This window comes from Bacillus sp. 220_BSPC (assembly GCF_001054655.1).
Classification (GTDB): Bacteria; Bacillota; Bacilli; order Bacillales; family DSM-1321; genus Peribacillus; species Peribacillus frigoritolerans.
In genome coordinates, this window is sequence record NZ_JVPL01000292.1 from 84,815 (window position 1) to 99,106 (window position 14,292).

Here is a 14,292-nt window from a genome sequence, read left to right on the forward strand (position 1 = left end):
GCAATCGCTAATAGATTGCTAGTAATTGAGTAAACTTTACTATATCAAAATTATAAAATAACTTCTGGGATATCGCAATGATTATTTTATGTGGTTATTTTTCCCTAGTTAATGAATGAAGGCAGGAAGGAAGAATCAAGTGACGATATACTAAAATATAGCACATCCTGATAACTAAACGGTTTTCCGTTTTATTAGGGCATAGTCCAGTTTTACATGTTTGACCTCTTCAGGATTCTCAAAGAGATCCACTGCCATTTTCCCGATCCATTCCAGCGGTAAGGAAATGGTCGTGATGTCGAGCATTTCGCCAAGGCTATCATTATTGAAGCCGAGAATGGCCACATCTTCCGGTACCCTTATACCCGATTTCCTAGCGGTAAGAATGAAGCCCGCCGCCGTGTCATCATTCGTGATGATGATGGCTTCAGGTTTATCCATCATCGAATTCCATTCCTGAAACAATTGTTCACCGTCTTTGATGTGATAACTGCCTTCAAACAGCCATGCTTCATTGTTTATCAGTTGATGTTTACTCATGATATCGTTAAAGGCCTTTGTACGATGGGAACTATTTCTGCTCTTTTTACGGCCGAGGCTGTATCCGATTTTCTTATATCCTTTAGCAATCACGTACTCAAGGGCACAGGAGAAAGCTGCATAATGATCAATGCTGATGGATGAGAATTCAGCCTGGGCGGTATCTTCACATAAAATAATCGGTCCGTATTTTTGATAATCCAAGAGGATTTTCATTTCCGAAATCCTTGAACAAACGATAATGCCATCGAGCTGCTTCATTTGCAGCATATTAAAAGCCTGGATCTCTTTCTCCCTGTCATAATTTGTTTGAAAGATGACGATATGACAGCCAATTGCATTTGCCTGTTTTGTGATTCCGTTAACGATTGCCCCGTAATATGGGTGATTGTTGAAGGGGATGATGACGCCGATAAGGTTGGTTTTCCCTTTTGAAAGATGAATGGCGTTGATGTTTCTCGTATAATTCAAACGATTGATCGCTTCTAAGACGCTCTTTCTTTTATCGGGGCTTACATATGGATGATCATTCAATACACGAGACACTGTTGAGACAGATACACCAGCACATTGAGCTATTTCTTTAATATTTGTCATGGTATCACCGTTTTTCTTTTTTTATATTGTACAGTATGAAACCCATTTCAGGGCAAGGGAACAGTGTGGGACTGCTGAAGATTTCTTCAAATAAGGTCTTGTTATGGTATTGGTTTCATCCTTTAAGATTGGTCTAAGTCTTAGAGGAGGAGGAAATCATGATGTTCCAAACTTTAATCACCCTGTTTGTGCTTTGCGGAATCGAATTGGGATTTGCGTACTTGGCCATTTCCTTGAAACAGGAGAAATGAGTGGCAATGCCCGTCAAGAAGTCCGCGGCTTTATGCGCGGAAACCGCGTTTACTCGTGAATTTCACGTCGTCCAGAAATAGCTCCCCTAGTTATGTTCACCAGTAAAACTCCACAATATAAATATAATTTCATCATACGGAATGACTGACTGTCAGGAAGCTGCCTAGTGGAGCTTCCTGACAGTTTTTGCTGTATGTAAAAGTCATTTGCCTTTTTGAAATGTTTAAAAATAGTTGCACTTTTTTTGTATATTTGTGTATAGTATAAAATAAGTTGTGTAGAGGAAACTTTTTAGCATTTACGACAATGTAAAAAAATTTACACTTAGTTTTGCACATGGCAAACTATTTTAGAAAGATGAAAAAGGGAGGGAATATGGATGGGTTTTCTTAAATCTATTGGAGGCGTGCTTGCTGCATTGCTGGTTTTAACGGGGTGCGGCAATGATACGGCCGAAAGCGATAATGGCAATGGCAAGCTGGATGTCGTTACAACAACGGGAATGATTGGGGATTTGGTTGAGAATATCGGCGGTAAACATGTCGAGGTCTCAAGTTTAATGGGACCGGGAGTCGACCCCCATCTATATAAAGCGACGCAGGGTGATGTGAAGACACTGGATTCGGCTGATATGATTTTTTATAACGGATTGCATCTTGAAGGGAAAATGACGGATATATTTGAAATGATGAGCAAGGATAAACCGACGATTGCCGTAACGGAAGACTTCAAGGAGAACCAACTTCGCAAAGTGGGTGCAACGGAGCATGATCCCCACGTTTGGTTTGATGTAAAGCTTTGGATCGTTGCGGCGGAGGCAGTTAAGAAAGAATTGATTGCCAAGGACCCGGACCATGAAGCGGAGTATCGTGAAAATTATGAGGAGTACGTTCTGCAATTGGAGGAACTTGATAAATATGTCCATGAGGAAATCAATAAAGTGCCTGAAGATCAACGGGTGCTCGTTACGGCACATGATGCTTTTGGATACTACGGGCAGTCATATGGCCTGGACGTAAGAGGGCTCCAGGGGATCAATACATTATCGGAATATGGATCAAAAGATGTGACGGATATGCGGAACTATCTTGTGGAGAACAAAATAAAAGCGATTTTCATAGAGTCAAGCGTACCGAGGAAGGCTATCGAGGCTGTCATTCAAGGAGCAGGTAAGCAGGGCCATAAAGTGGAAATCGGCGGTGAATTGTTCTCGGATGCCATGGGTGAAAGAGGGACGGAAGAAGGAACGTATATCGGAATGGTCCGTCATAATACGGACACCATCGTCCGTGCTTTGAAATAGGGGGGAGAAACTATGAATCAAGCAGCTTTGAAGGTCGAGAATTTAACGATTGCTTATCATAAGAAGCCGGTTGTCGAAGATGTCTCATTTGAGGTGCCGGAAGGGAATTTAATCGGAATCATAGGCCCCAATGGAGCAGGGAAGTCCACTTTGATAAAGGGGATACTCGAATTGATCCCAAAAATATCGGGGCACATCACGATAAAGGGCTCTACTTATAAATCGATGAGGAAGAGTATCGGCTATGTACCACAGCGGGAGTCAGTGGATTGGGATTTTCCGACCAACGCACTTGATGTCGTGATGATGGGCAGATATGGTCATCTCGGATGGCTGAGGCGACCTGGGAAGTCCGAAAGGCAGAAGGGGATGGAGTGCCTGGAGAAGGTGGGGATGGCTGAATACGCAAACCGCCAGATCAGCCAGCTATCAGGCGGACAGCAGCAACGGATATTCCTGGCCCGTGCATTGGCACAGGAAGCGGATATTTATTTTATGGATGAACCGTTCGTAGGGGTGGATGCCGCAACAGAGAAAGCGATCATACAATTGCTGATGGAATTGAAGGAAAAAGGCAAAACCGTTCTGGTTGTGCACCATGACCTATCCACCGTGAAGGAATATTTCGACTGGACGATGTTATTGAATAAGAAGGTGATGAAAATAGGTCCGACAGATGAAGTGTTCATTCCCGAATACCTACAGGCAACATATGGAGGCCGCCTAGCGATACTATCAGACACAAAGTCCGGCCTTTTATTAAAATGAGGTGTACACGATGAATATAATGGACATTATCACCGATCCAAATACAAGGTGGATATTGCTTGGCACGATGTTCCTCGGATTAAGCAGCGGGGTCATCGGCAGCTTTGCCTACCTCAGAAAGCAGTCTTTGCTTGGCGACACGCTCGCACATGCAGCGTTACCCGGTATCTGTGTCGCCTTCATGTTAACTGGAGTGAAATCCACTTCCTACTTTTTGATAGGTGCCGCCCTGGCTGGCTTAGTCGCTGTCTTCTTGATCAGTGTGCTTACGAGATACAGTAAGATCAAGCAGGATGCGGCCTTGGGAATCGTCTTATCCTCTTTCTTTGGTTTCGGAATTGTGATGCTTACGCAAATCCAGCAGAGCGAGTATGGAAACCAAAGCGGATTGGATACCTTTTTATTCGGACAGACGGCGTCAATGGTCATGTCCGATGTATATATGATGATGACGGTTTCCTTTATTCTCATTTTCACTTGTACCGTATTTTTTAAAGAATTCAAATTACTGTCCTTTGATCCCGGGTTTGCTAAGGGGATGGGATTGCCGGTTGTTTTTCTGGATTATTTCATCATGATGCTGATCGTGGCAGCTGTAGTGATCGGTATCCAGGCAGTAGGCGTCGTATTGATGGCATCTTTACTGATAACACCTGCGGTATCCGCGAGATATTGGACGGAGCGCCTGCATATCATGGTCATCCTGTCTGGTATATTCGGAATGTTGAGCGGTGTGTCTGGAACGTTGATCAGTACCTCTGTCAATGATTTGCCGACAGGACCGTTAATTGTCTTATCCGCGACGGTATGGTTTTTCTTTTCCATGCTTTTTGCACCTAAACGCGGAGTGCTTTCATCTATATGGAGAAGGGTTTCGACGAAAAAGAAATATTCTCTCGAAAAGGATAGAAGGAAAGGGAGCCACTCATCATGAATGATTTTTGGATTATCTTAGTCGGAGCATTAGTGGCGGGTTCTTGTAGTGTATTAGGGTGTTTTTTGATAGTCAGGAAAATGACGTTGATTGGGGATGCAATCAGTCATTCCGTTTTGCCGGGAATCGTATTGGCATTTTTAATAACCGGAACCCGGGATTCGGTTCCAATGCTGATCGGGGCTGCTGCGCTCGGCTTGCTTACCGTATTCTTGATCCAGCTTTTCCAATCGTCGGGCGTTCAATCCGACGCTGCGATCGGGATTGTATTCACTTCCCTCTTTGCAACGGGGATCGTACTTGTGAGCTTGTACACGCAACAAATAGATTTTGACCTGGAACATGTCCTTTATGGGGAAATAGCCTATACTCCGTGGAACACGATGACAATCGCTGGAATCGAGGCTGGACCAAAAGCTGTTTGGATAGTCGGCAGTTGTTTTATCCTGAACCTCTTACTGATTTTCCTTTTCTTCAAACAGTTTAAACTCGTTTCATTTGATCCATCACTTGCTGCCGCGATGGGAATTCCTGTACTGTTCTTTCATTACTTATTGATGAGCCTCATTTCACTGACAACTGTTGCTTCTTTTGATAGTGTAGGTTCCATTTTAGTAGTTGGGATGCTCATCATACCTGCGGCAACGGCCTATCTGCTGTCAGACCGTTTAAGCCGCATGATATTGGTCAGTATCGGGGTTGGGGTGCTAAGTTCCGTCATCGGCTACTATTCAGCCACCATTTTGGATGCCTCGATATCAGGTTGCATGGTGGGTTCGGCCGCCATATTATTCGGATTGGCCTTTCTCTTCTCCCCTGGCAATGGATTGGTCAGCCTATTGCTGAAACGGAGAAAATCAAAGGAATCACATGCATAGCTCTCCATGCCTGCAGGCTTCATGGAAATAACTCCATGAGGCCTGTAAACTATTCTTCGATATAGTTGTGATTTTATTTGTTTAAAGTATAATGAATAAGTGTATTTATAGAGTATCGCAGGAGCCTTTTTAAGGGAGAGTTTAGTATGGAAGAACAAAATAAATTTTCATCTCGAATAGATTTTTCTTTGGTCACAATATTGCTGTTATTATGCGTTGGAAGTTGCCTGGCAATCTATAGTGCCCAAACGACTGGACAGTACGCTGAAAACTTCTTAATAAAACAAATTTTTTGGTATATAGTGGGGATTGGAATCGTATTAGGGTTCATCACACTGGATTCGGACCAGTTGAAAAAAATCTCATGGTACGCTTATGGCTTCGGATTATTTTTACTTTTTTTGCTGATCATTATGCCGGAAAGCATCGTTCCTGTCCGGAATGGTGCGAAAAGTTGGTTCATCATTCCGGGAATCGGTTCGATTCAGCCATCGGAATTCATGAAGGTTTTCCTGATCCTGGCTTTAGCGAATGTCATATCGAACCATCATCTCAAAAACACGCTGAAAACGATTCAAACGGATATCTGGCTGCTTATTAAAATCGGTCTTGTGACCGGTGCCCCTTTATTGTTAATCATGCAACAGCCGGATTTGGGCACCTCGCTTGTCATCATGTCAATCATGCTCGGAATGATTTTCATATCAGGGGTAACATGGAAGATCCTGCTGCCGATCGTTTCGGGAGGAATTGTCGTCGCGTCCACGGTCCTGTACTTTGTACTTTGGAAGCCGGAAATCCTGGAAAAATACCTAGGGGTAAAATCTTATCAATTCGGCCGTATCTATTCTTGGCTGGATCCATATAATTATGCCAGCTCCGAAGGGTATCACTTAACCAAATCCTTACTGGCCATAGGCTCCGGCCAGACTACAGGCAAGGGAATCGGTTCAAGGGAAGTGTATTTGCCCGAGAGTCATTCGGATTTCATTTTCAGCATCATCGGTGAAGAATTCGGCTTCATCGGATCAAGCATCATCATTTCCTTGTTTTTCCTATTGATTTACCACATAACAAAAACGGGAATGGACACGAAAAATAACTTCTATACATATATCTGTGTGGGCGTTATAAGCATGTTGACGTTCCACGTTTTTCAAAATATCGGCATGACTGTAGGCCTTTTGCCGATTACGGGGATTCCGCTTCCATTTGTCAGTTATGGAGGAAGCTCGCTCATGGGGAACATGATGGCGATGGGCTTAATATTCAGCATTCGGTATCACTATAAGAAGTATATGTTTTCTACGGATATCTAATAATAAAGCCGGCCCCCGATGGGCCGGCTTTATTTGTAGCAAAAAACAAAAGGAGCAGAATCCACCCCCCTGAATGTTTGTTTATTGAATGTTCGTTCCAGATGGAAATTGATTTTTATAACCGGAAAATTGTTGATACGATTGGCCTAAGCTGGTAGCTTGCGCCTTTTCTAAACTATACCAGCCTTTTTCGAACATAAGGTTATAGAGTTCACGCTGCATCTCCTGATTTTCTTTGGAAATGGAGAAAATGTCTTGGAATAATGCTTGATTGCTCATTTCATGCAGGGCAACGGAAAGGGAGTTACAAAAGTACTTTTCAGTTGTGAGCATATCATTTATAAAATCCCTGTCATTCATTTGCGGTGTTTTTGCCACGGGAGATTCAGGGTTTTGGACTTTGTTTTCATTGGGCATCAAGAACCCTCCTTTATTGATATTGTTGTTGACTCTGGTTTTGGTCCGGGTTCAAATGTTTCAAAATGGTATCGTAATGGCGTTGATGCATGAGTCCGCACCGATTTAACGCATCAATGATTTGCGGGTCCTTACATTGTGTGGCAAAAAAATGTGCTTTTTTAACCGCATTCAGATTCCATGCAAGCATATCGGTTAAGTATAAGCTATCTTTCACCGAAACCATTTCCGGTGGCTGTTTCATGAAGCCGGTCGACTGCTGTTGGCTATTAAACGAATTTTGCTGTTCCATCATTCTACCTCCTTATGTGTTCTTTAATCGGGCTTAATTTTCCCTTCATGAAATTTTTTATTCTTGATTCTAAATATCTGAAAAATGAATTAAATGTTAAAATAATAGGTGCATCTATTTTCCAAAATGATTTGGAGGGGAATGCAGATGGAAAGGATTTTGAAAAATCTGTTCCTTTTTTTATCAAAGAATAAAGCTATGACACAGGCAGCGAAAAAATACGGGCTGCGGTTTGGTGCATCTCGCTTCGTGGCAGGAGAATCCTTGGATATGGCATGTGATGTGATTGCTGACCTTAACCGGAAGGGGCTTGCTGTCACCATTGATTATTTGGGTGAATTCATTGAAGATGAACAAGAAGCAGGGAAGATGGCAGAAGAGTGCATTGAAGCCATCCGGATGATTGGCACAAATGAACTCGATTCACAGTTATCCCTGAAGCTGACCTCGATGGGCTTGGATGTGTCCGAACAAGTCGTAATGAATAACATGCGGAGAATCTTGGATGAAGCTAGAGACCATCGTGTTTTCGTGACGCTTGATATGGAAGATTTTCCGCGCTGCCAGCCGACTTTGGATGTATTCAAAACCTTGAAGTCTGAATATAATGAATTGGGGACTGTCATTCAAGCTTATCTGTATCGGACTGAGAGGGATATTGAAGAGCTGGATGCATACCATCCGAATTTAAGACTTGTTAAAGGGGCTTATAAAGAACCAAGGGAAGTGGCTTTTCCCGAAAAAAAAGATGTGGATGAGAATTTCAAGAAAATCATCAAGAAGCATATGCAAAATGGAAATTACACAGCCGTTGCCACACATGATGATAGTATCATTGATTATACGAGGGACTTGGTCAAAGATCAGGGAATATCCCGGGATTCATTTGAATTTCAAATGTTATATGGAATCCGCACTGAAAAGCAGCTTGAACTTGCTAAAGAAGGATATAAGGTAAGGGTGTATGTTCCTTATGGTACGGATTGGTATGGATATTTCATGCGCCGCCTTGCGGAGAGGCCGGCCAATATTGCTTTCGTTTTAAAAGGCCTATTCAAGAAATAGGAAGCGAGAGCCGCCCTGGAAAAGGGACGGCTGCTCAAATCAAGAAGGATTATCTTTTGAACTGATTGTTTTGGCTGTTCACTTTATTGATTCCATGTTGACGTTCAGCGCCAGGGCCGGCATTGCCTTTAACACTTGCTGCGCTCACGGCTGCTTTAGAAGGATTATCTTTACGCTTCATTATATAAGTCACCTCCTGCCCGGTTATTTTTTACTGAACGGAGGAGAAATAACCGGAAGAACGCGGAGAAAAAAATATATTTTTTCCTGTTTAATCATTGCGGAATTTCCAAATATATTCTATATTAGTAATAAGAAAAAATATTCAAAATTTTTTTGAATTAAAAATGAATGAACATTCATTCAATAAATTGTGTAAGGGGGATATAAACTTGGTTCGACAAATACGAAAGGCTGCTGTTCTAGGGTCAGGAGTTATGGGATCAGGGATTGCTGCACACCTTGCTAACATCGGCATTCCGACTTTATTATTGGATATTGTACCTCGTGAACTCACTGAGGATGAAAAGAAAAAGGGACTGACATTAGATAATAAACAAGTGCGTAACCGCATCAGCCAAACGGCGATTACGAAACTTTTAAAACAGAAACCAGCTCCGCTTTCGGCTAAGGGAAACATCGCGTTGATCGAGGCTGGAAACCTGGAAGATGATATAAGTCGTTTAAAGGATGTCGATTGGATCATCGAAGTGGTCGTTGAGAAGCTTGAGGTTAAGCAAAGTGTGTTCGCCCAGGTTGATCAGCATCGTAAACCAGGAAGCATCGTTTCTTCGAATACATCCGGAATTTCAATCGAAGCGATGGCAGAAGGACGTTCGGAGGACTTTCAAAAGCACTTTCTGGGAACTCACTTCTTCAATCCGCCGCGTTATCTTAAATTGTTGGAGATCATCCCTACTAAGGCAACTTCATCAGAAGTGCTCGAATATATGAAGCGATTTGGCGAAGATGTACTTGGAAAAGGTGTTGTCGAAGCCAAGGATACCCCCAACTTCATCGCAAACCGCATTGGAACTTATGGTTTATTGGTCACTTTGCGGGAAATGCAAAAAGGCGGATACAGTGTCGGTGAGGTCGATTCGGTTACAGGTCCGTTGATTGGAAGGGCAACTAGCGCCACTTTCCGGACACTTGATGTCGTTGGATTGGATACCTTTGCACATGTTGCCAGAAACGTTTATGACCAGGTGGACGGAGAAGAAAAAGAAGTTTTCAAGATACCTGATTTCATGAATGAAATGCTTAAGAATGGGTGGCTTGGAAGCAAGTCAGGACAGGGATTCTTCTTGAAAAAAGGCAAGGAAATCCTTGAACTGAATCCTGAAACCCTTGAATATGCCGCACGAAAAAGATTAAAAACGCCTTCCATCGAAATGGCTAAACAGGCCAAGGGCTTGGATAATAAAATGAAAGCGCTTGTTTATAGCGAAGACCGTGCCGGCCAATTACTATGGAATGTCCTGAATCCGGCGCTTGTGTATTCTGCCCAGCTGCTTGGGGACATCGCGGATGACATCGTGGCGATCGATCAAGCGATGAAATGGGGATTTGGATGGTCCACAGGCCCATTTGAAACCTGGGATGCGATAGGTGTAGAAAAATCGGCAGCCCGAATGGAAGCGGAAGGCATAACCGTCCCGCAATGGGTGAAGGATATGCTCGCTAAAGGCATCAAGTCATTCTATAAAGAAGAAAATGGCATAGTTCACTATTATGATAATGGTGAATATAAAGAGCTTGTCGAAAATCCTAAAGTGATCAATCTTAAAGCGATCAAGAAGCAAAAAGGCGTAATCAAGAAAAACAGTGGTGCAAGCTTGATCGATATCGGCGATGGAGTGGCTCTGCTTGAATTCACTTCGCCGAATAATGCAATCGGTCTGGATATCATACAAATGATCAATGCCGCGGTTGACGAAGCGGAAGCGAATTTTAAAGGCCTGGTCATCGGAAACCAAGGAAAGAATTTCTGTGTCGGCGCTAATATTGCAATGATGCTGATGGAAGCGCAGGATGACAATATTTTTGAACTCGATATGGTCATCAGCCAATTCCAACAGGCGATGCTTAAAATTAAGTACAGTGCAGTTCCTGTAGTGGCTGCCCCGTTTAATATGACACTTGGCGGGGGTGCTGAAGTGTCCCTTCCGGCAGCGCGCATCCAGGCAACGACTGAAACGTATATGGGACTAGTGGAACCTGGTGTCGGCTTGATCCCAGGCGGCGGCGGGACTAAAGAACTTTATGTGAAGACGTTGAGGAATATGCCGAAGGGCGTTGACTTCGACTTACAGAAAGTGGCCAACCAAGTATTTGAAACGGTCGCCATGGCAAAAGTTTCGACCTCAGCCGAGGAAGCGAGGGGGAATAATTTCCTTAATTCATCTGATGGAATAAGCGTGAATGCGGATCATCAGCTATATGATGCGAAACAGGCGGTACTTTCCATGCATGAACAAGGCTATACCGCTCCAGCCCGCACAAAGATCCCTGTCGTAGGTGAAACTGGATATGCCGCACTGCTATTAGGGGCGGAATCCATGCGCCTTTCAGGATTCTTATCAGAACATGACCTTGTCATAGCCAAAGAGCTGGCATACGTCCTGGCAGGAGGAAAACTCCCCTTTGGCACGGAAGTAGATGAACAGTATATCTTGAACCTGGAAAAACAGGCATTCCTGAAACTGATTTCGACTCCGAAATCCCAGGCAAGGATGCAGCACATGCTCGTTAAAGGTAAACCACTCCGTAATTGATGGATAGATGAAGATATGGCCAAAACGAGATCAATAGATCGATAGCTTAAAAATGAGTAAGGGGGATCCTCATGAAAGAAGCGGTAATAGTAGCTGGAGCAAGGACTCCGGTAGGAAGAGCGAAAAAAGGTTCTCTTGCCAGTGTACGCCCTGATGATTTAGGGGCTCTTGTCGTAAAGGAAACGTTAAAGCGTGCAGGGAATTATGAAGGAACGATAGATGACCTGATTATCGGTTGCGCAATGCCTGAAGCGGAACAAGGATTGAACATGGCGCGTAACATTGGAGCATTGGCAGGATTGCCTTATACAGTACCGGCCATAACGATTAATCGTTACTGTTCAAGCGGTCTGCAAAGTATCGCATATGGAGCGGAAAGGATCATGCTCGGCCAAAGTGATACAGTCATTGCAGGCGGAGCGGAATCCATGAGCCTTTTGCCAATGATGGGCCATGTAACACGTCCGAACGCGAGACTTGCGGAAACGGCACCGGAATATTATATGGGTATGGGTCACACTGCTGAAGCCGTTGCAAAAAAATACGGCATTTCCCGTGACGATCAAGATGCATTTTCTGTTAGAAGTCATCAGAAGGCGGCTAAGGCCATTGCAGAAGGAAAGTTTTCCGATGAAATCGTACCGGTTGACGTTACCCTTCGTTCAGTGGGACCAGATCTTAAGTTAAAGGAAAAATCATTTACTTTTACACAGGATGAGGGCGTTCGTCCAGGAACGACAGCTGAAGTGCTGAAAAAACTAAGACCTGCATTCTCCGTTACAGGATCCGTAACAGCAGGGAATTCATCACAGACGAGTGATGGTGCAGCCGCGGTCATGGTCATGGACGGGGAAAAGGCTTCTTCCTTGGGAATGAAACCGATGGGTAAGTTCCGTTCCTTTGCTGTAGCAGGAGTACCGCCTGAAATAATGGGCATCGGACCGATTGCAGCCATACCTAAAGCTTTGAAGCTAGCGGGTCTTGAATTATCGGATATTGGTTTATTTGAATTGAATGAAGCCTTTGCTTCCCAATCCATTCAAATCATTCGTGAACTTGGATTGAATGAAGAGATTGTCAATGTAAATGGAGGAGCCATCGCTTTAGGCCATCCACTAGGATGTTCGGGAGCAAAATTGACATTAAGCCTGCTTCATGAAATGAAGCGCAGAAACCAACAGTTCGGAGTCGTGACAATGTGTATCGGCGGCGGGATGGGTGCTGCCGGAGTGTTTGAATTAATGGCGTAATCCGACCCCTTCCGGAAGCTGTCATGCTTCCGGCGGGATCACTATCTTAAACACATAGGAGGAAATAACATGTCCAATCAAACTACAGATAACCTCATTAAAGGCGGGGCCTTTTTAATAGAAGATATTACGTATGATCAAGTGTTTACACCGGAAGATTATTCTGATGAGCATAAAATGATTGCCAAAACCTCGGAGGAATTCGTAGTGAATGAAATTCTGCCGCAGGTTGAACATTTAGAAAACCATGAATTTGACCGTTCCGTTAAATTACTGAAGCATGCAGGTGAAATCGGTTTACTTGGTGCTGATGTTCCTGAGGAATACAGCGGATTGGGTCTTGATAAAATCAGTTCGGCATTGATTACGGAAAAAATGGCACTTGCAGGCGGCTTCGGAATTACGCATGGTGCACATGTTGGTATCGGCTCTTTGCCAATCGTATTATTCGGGAATGAAGACCAAAAGAAAAAATACCTTCCTTTACTGGCAACGGGTGAGAAGATTGCTGCGTATGCCTTAACGGAACCAAGCTCAGGTTCAGATGCCTTGGGAGCAAAAACGACAGCGAAATTGAATGCAGAAGGAACACACTATATTTTAAATGGCGAAAAACAATGGATTACAAATGCAGGTTTTGCAGATGTCTTCTGTGTATACGCCAAAATCGACGGTGAACAATTCTCCGCTTTCATTGTTGAGCGTGATTATAAAGGCGTATCAACTGGGGCTGAAGAAAAGAAAATGGGGATCAAAAGCTCATCTACACGAACTTTAATCCTCGAAGATGTTCATGTACCAGTCGAAAACCTTTTGGGTGTAGCCGGAAAAGGGCATGTCATCGCTTTCAATATCCTGAATATCGGCCGCTATAAATTAGGCGTCGGTGCTGTCGGCGGATCTAAACGTGCCCTTGAGATTACAGCTGCTTATACGAATCAACGTCAACAGTTCAAAACGAAAATTTCCGATTTTAACTTGACGAAAGAAAAACTTGCAACAATGGCAGCGAAAATTTATGCAGCAGAAAGCTCTGTATATCGTACGGTTGGACTTTATGATCAAAGACAAAGCAAATTGACGGATGAGCAAGTGAAAGATGGGAAATCAATGGCGGCTGCAATCGCTGAATATGCCATTGAATGTTCATTGAATAAATTCTTTGCTTCCGAAGTATTGGATTACGTTACGGACGAAGGCGTACAGCTTCATGGCGGTTATGGTTTCATGCAGGAATATGAAATTGAAAAAGCATATCGCGATTCCCGTATTAACCGGATCTTTGAAGGTACAAATGAAATCAATAGATTGCTTGTCCCGGGAACATTCCTGAAGAAAGCACTTAAAGGGGAATTGCCGCTACTTCAAAAAGCTCAAGGCCTGCAAGAGGAATTGATGATGATGATGCCGGAAGAACCTGGCGATGAGCCACTGGCACAAGAAAAAATGCTTGTTAGGAACGCTAAGAAAATCGGTATTCTGGCAGCTGGGCTTGCGGCACAGAAATATGGCAAAAATCTTGATCAAGAACAAGAAATCCTCTCCAACATTGCTGATATCGCATCCCTTGCCTATGCAGCTGAATCCGTGGTATTGCGTACGGAAAAAGCAATTGCAGCTACAGGTATGGAGAAGAACAAACAAAAAGTGCTTTACACGGAAATCTTCGTTCAGGAAGCTTTCAATGAAATAGAACAGCATGCAAAGGAAACGTTAATTGCGGTGGAAACAGGCGATACTCTTCGCATCATGCTTTCGTCGCTCCGTAAGCTGACAAGACACACTCCGATCAATGTCATTGCGAAAAAACGCGAAGCATCCGTCAAAGTAATCGAAACGGAAAAATATGCTCTTTAAGCAATGAGTCAGAATCCGTAAAGGGAATGCCCGTAAAGGCATT

General features: G+C 43.5%; 13 protein-coding genes. 9 read left to right on the forward strand and 4 right to left on the reverse strand.

Annotation, left to right across the window (positions count from 1 at the left end):
* Positions 1-174 precede the first annotated feature (174 nt).
* Positions 175-1,137 carry a LacI family DNA-binding transcriptional regulator gene (locus tag ADA55_RS23910; RefSeq protein WP_048688169.1) on the reverse strand — a complete coding sequence of 321 codons (963 nt, stop codon included), beginning with the start codon at positions 1,135-1,137 and terminating at the stop codon, positions 175-177.
* A gap of 631 nt (positions 1,138-1,768) precedes the next feature.
* Between ADA55_RS23910 and ADA55_RS23915 the strand changes: the two genes are divergently transcribed.
* From ADA55_RS23915 to ADA55_RS23935, 5 genes are all read left to right on the forward strand, one after another.
* On the forward strand, positions 1,769-2,692 hold the full coding sequence (locus tag ADA55_RS23915; RefSeq protein WP_048688172.1) for a metal ABC transporter solute-binding protein, Zn/Mn family: 924 nt from the start codon (positions 1,769-1,771) through the stop codon (positions 2,690-2,692).
* Positions 2,693-2,704: 12 nt separating this feature from the next.
* On the forward strand, positions 2,705-3,460 hold the full coding sequence (locus tag ADA55_RS23920) for a metal ABC transporter ATP-binding protein (protein ID WP_048688176.1): 756 nt from the start codon (positions 2,705-2,707) through the stop codon (positions 3,458-3,460).
* 10 nt (positions 3,461-3,470) lie between these two features.
* A complete protein-coding gene (locus ADA55_RS23925) occupies positions 3,471-4,394 on the forward strand; it encodes a metal ABC transporter permease (RefSeq protein ID WP_048688180.1) in 924 nt (307 codons plus the stop codon).
* Entirely contained in the window at positions 4,391-5,272 is an 882-nt protein-coding gene (locus tag ADA55_RS23930) for a metal ABC transporter permease (RefSeq protein WP_048688183.1), read from the forward strand. The genes ADA55_RS23925 and ADA55_RS23930 overlap by 4 nt, the downstream gene beginning before the upstream one ends.
* 146 nt (positions 5,273-5,418) lie before the next feature.
* Complete coding sequence (locus tag ADA55_RS23935; RefSeq protein ID WP_048688186.1) at positions 5,419-6,591, forward strand: FtsW/RodA/SpoVE family cell cycle protein; 1,173 nt, start codon at positions 5,419-5,421, stop codon at positions 6,589-6,591.
* Positions 6,592-6,672: 81 nt separating this feature from the next.
* Here the strand turns inward: ADA55_RS23935 and ADA55_RS23940 are convergent, their stop codons facing one another.
* Together ADA55_RS23940 and ADA55_RS23945 are read right to left on the reverse strand one after the other, a co-directional pair.
* Entirely contained in the window at positions 6,673-7,008 is a 336-nt protein-coding gene (locus ADA55_RS23940) for a spore coat protein (RefSeq protein ID WP_048688189.1), read from the reverse strand.
* A 13-nt stretch (positions 7,009-7,021) separates the two neighbouring features.
* Positions 7,022-7,300 carry a hypothetical protein gene (locus tag ADA55_RS23945; RefSeq protein WP_034310108.1) on the reverse strand — a complete coding sequence of 93 codons (279 nt, stop codon included), beginning with the start codon at positions 7,298-7,300 and terminating at the stop codon, positions 7,022-7,024.
* A gap of 147 nt (positions 7,301-7,447) precedes the next feature.
* Between ADA55_RS23945 and ADA55_RS23950 the strand changes: the two genes are divergently transcribed.
* Complete coding sequence (locus ADA55_RS23950; RefSeq protein WP_048688192.1) at positions 7,448-8,365, forward strand: proline dehydrogenase family protein; 918 nt, start codon at positions 7,448-7,450, stop codon at positions 8,363-8,365.
* Positions 8,366-8,414: 49 nt separating this feature from the next.
* Here the strand turns inward: ADA55_RS23950 and ADA55_RS28925 are convergent, their stop codons facing one another.
* On the reverse strand, positions 8,415-8,549 hold the full coding sequence (locus ADA55_RS28925; protein WP_072273724.1) for a YuzL family protein: 135 nt from the start codon (positions 8,547-8,549) through the stop codon (positions 8,415-8,417).
* A 163-nt stretch (positions 8,550-8,712) separates the two neighbouring features.
* Here ADA55_RS28925 and ADA55_RS23955 point away from each other — a divergent pair, with 163 nt between their 5' ends.
* The 3 genes from ADA55_RS23955 (at position 8,713) to ADA55_RS23965 (ending at position 14,249) form a co-directional block, all read left to right on the forward strand.
* Complete coding sequence (locus ADA55_RS23955) at positions 8,713-11,142, forward strand: 3-hydroxyacyl-CoA dehydrogenase/enoyl-CoA hydratase family protein (RefSeq protein ID WP_414629834.1); 2,430 nt, start codon at positions 8,713-8,715, stop codon at positions 11,140-11,142.
* 71 nt (positions 11,143-11,213) lie between these two features.
* A complete protein-coding gene (locus tag ADA55_RS23960; RefSeq protein WP_048688201.1) occupies positions 11,214-12,392 on the forward strand; it encodes an acetyl-CoA C-acetyltransferase in 1,179 nt (392 codons plus the stop codon).
* A gap of 69 nt (positions 12,393-12,461) precedes the next feature.
* On the forward strand, positions 12,462-14,249 hold the full coding sequence (locus ADA55_RS23965) for an acyl-CoA dehydrogenase family protein (protein ID WP_048688204.1): 1,788 nt from the start codon (positions 12,462-12,464) through the stop codon (positions 14,247-14,249).
* The last annotated feature ends 43 nt before the right edge of the window (positions 14,250-14,292 follow it).

Excerpts from the sequence above, each read along its gene's own strand:
- ADA55_RS23945 (WP_034310108.1), bottom strand. The coding sequence starts at position 7,300 with ATGGAACAGCAAAATTCGTTTAATAGCCAACAGCAGTCGACCGGCTTC.
- ADA55_RS23935 (WP_048688186.1), top strand. The coding sequence starts at position 5,419 with ATGGAAGAACAAAATAAATTTTCATCTCGAATAGATTTTTCTTTGGTC.
- ADA55_RS23920 (WP_048688176.1), top strand. The coding sequence starts at position 2,705 with ATGAATCAAGCAGCTTTGAAGGTCGAGAATTTAACGATTGCTTATCAT.
- ADA55_RS23960 (WP_048688201.1), top strand. The coding sequence starts at position 11,214 with ATGAAAGAAGCGGTAATAGTAGCTGGAGCAAGGACTCCGGTAGGAAGA.
- ADA55_RS23930 (WP_048688183.1), top strand. The coding sequence starts at position 4,391 with ATGAATGATTTTTGGATTATCTTAGTCGGAGCATTAGTGGCGGGTTCT.
- ADA55_RS23910 (WP_048688169.1), bottom strand. The coding sequence starts at position 1,137 with ATGACAAATATTAAAGAAATAGCTCAATGTGCTGGTGTATCTGTCTCA.
- ADA55_RS23950 (WP_048688192.1), top strand. The coding sequence starts at position 7,448 with ATGGAAAGGATTTTGAAAAATCTGTTCCTTTTTTTATCAAAGAATAAA.
- ADA55_RS23940 (WP_048688189.1), bottom strand. The coding sequence starts at position 7,008 with ATGCCCAATGAAAACAAAGTCCAAAACCCTGAATCTCCCGTGGCAAAA.
- ADA55_RS23965 (WP_048688204.1), top strand. The coding sequence starts at position 12,462 with ATGTCCAATCAAACTACAGATAACCTCATTAAAGGCGGGGCCTTTTTA.
- ADA55_RS23955 (WP_414629834.1), top strand. The coding sequence starts at position 8,713 with ATGAATGAACATTCATTCAATAAATTGTGTAAGGGGGATATAAACTTG.
- ADA55_RS23915 (WP_048688172.1), top strand. The coding sequence starts at position 1,769 with ATGGGTTTTCTTAAATCTATTGGAGGCGTGCTTGCTGCATTGCTGGTT.
- ADA55_RS23925 (WP_048688180.1), top strand. The coding sequence starts at position 3,471 with ATGAATATAATGGACATTATCACCGATCCAAATACAAGGTGGATATTG.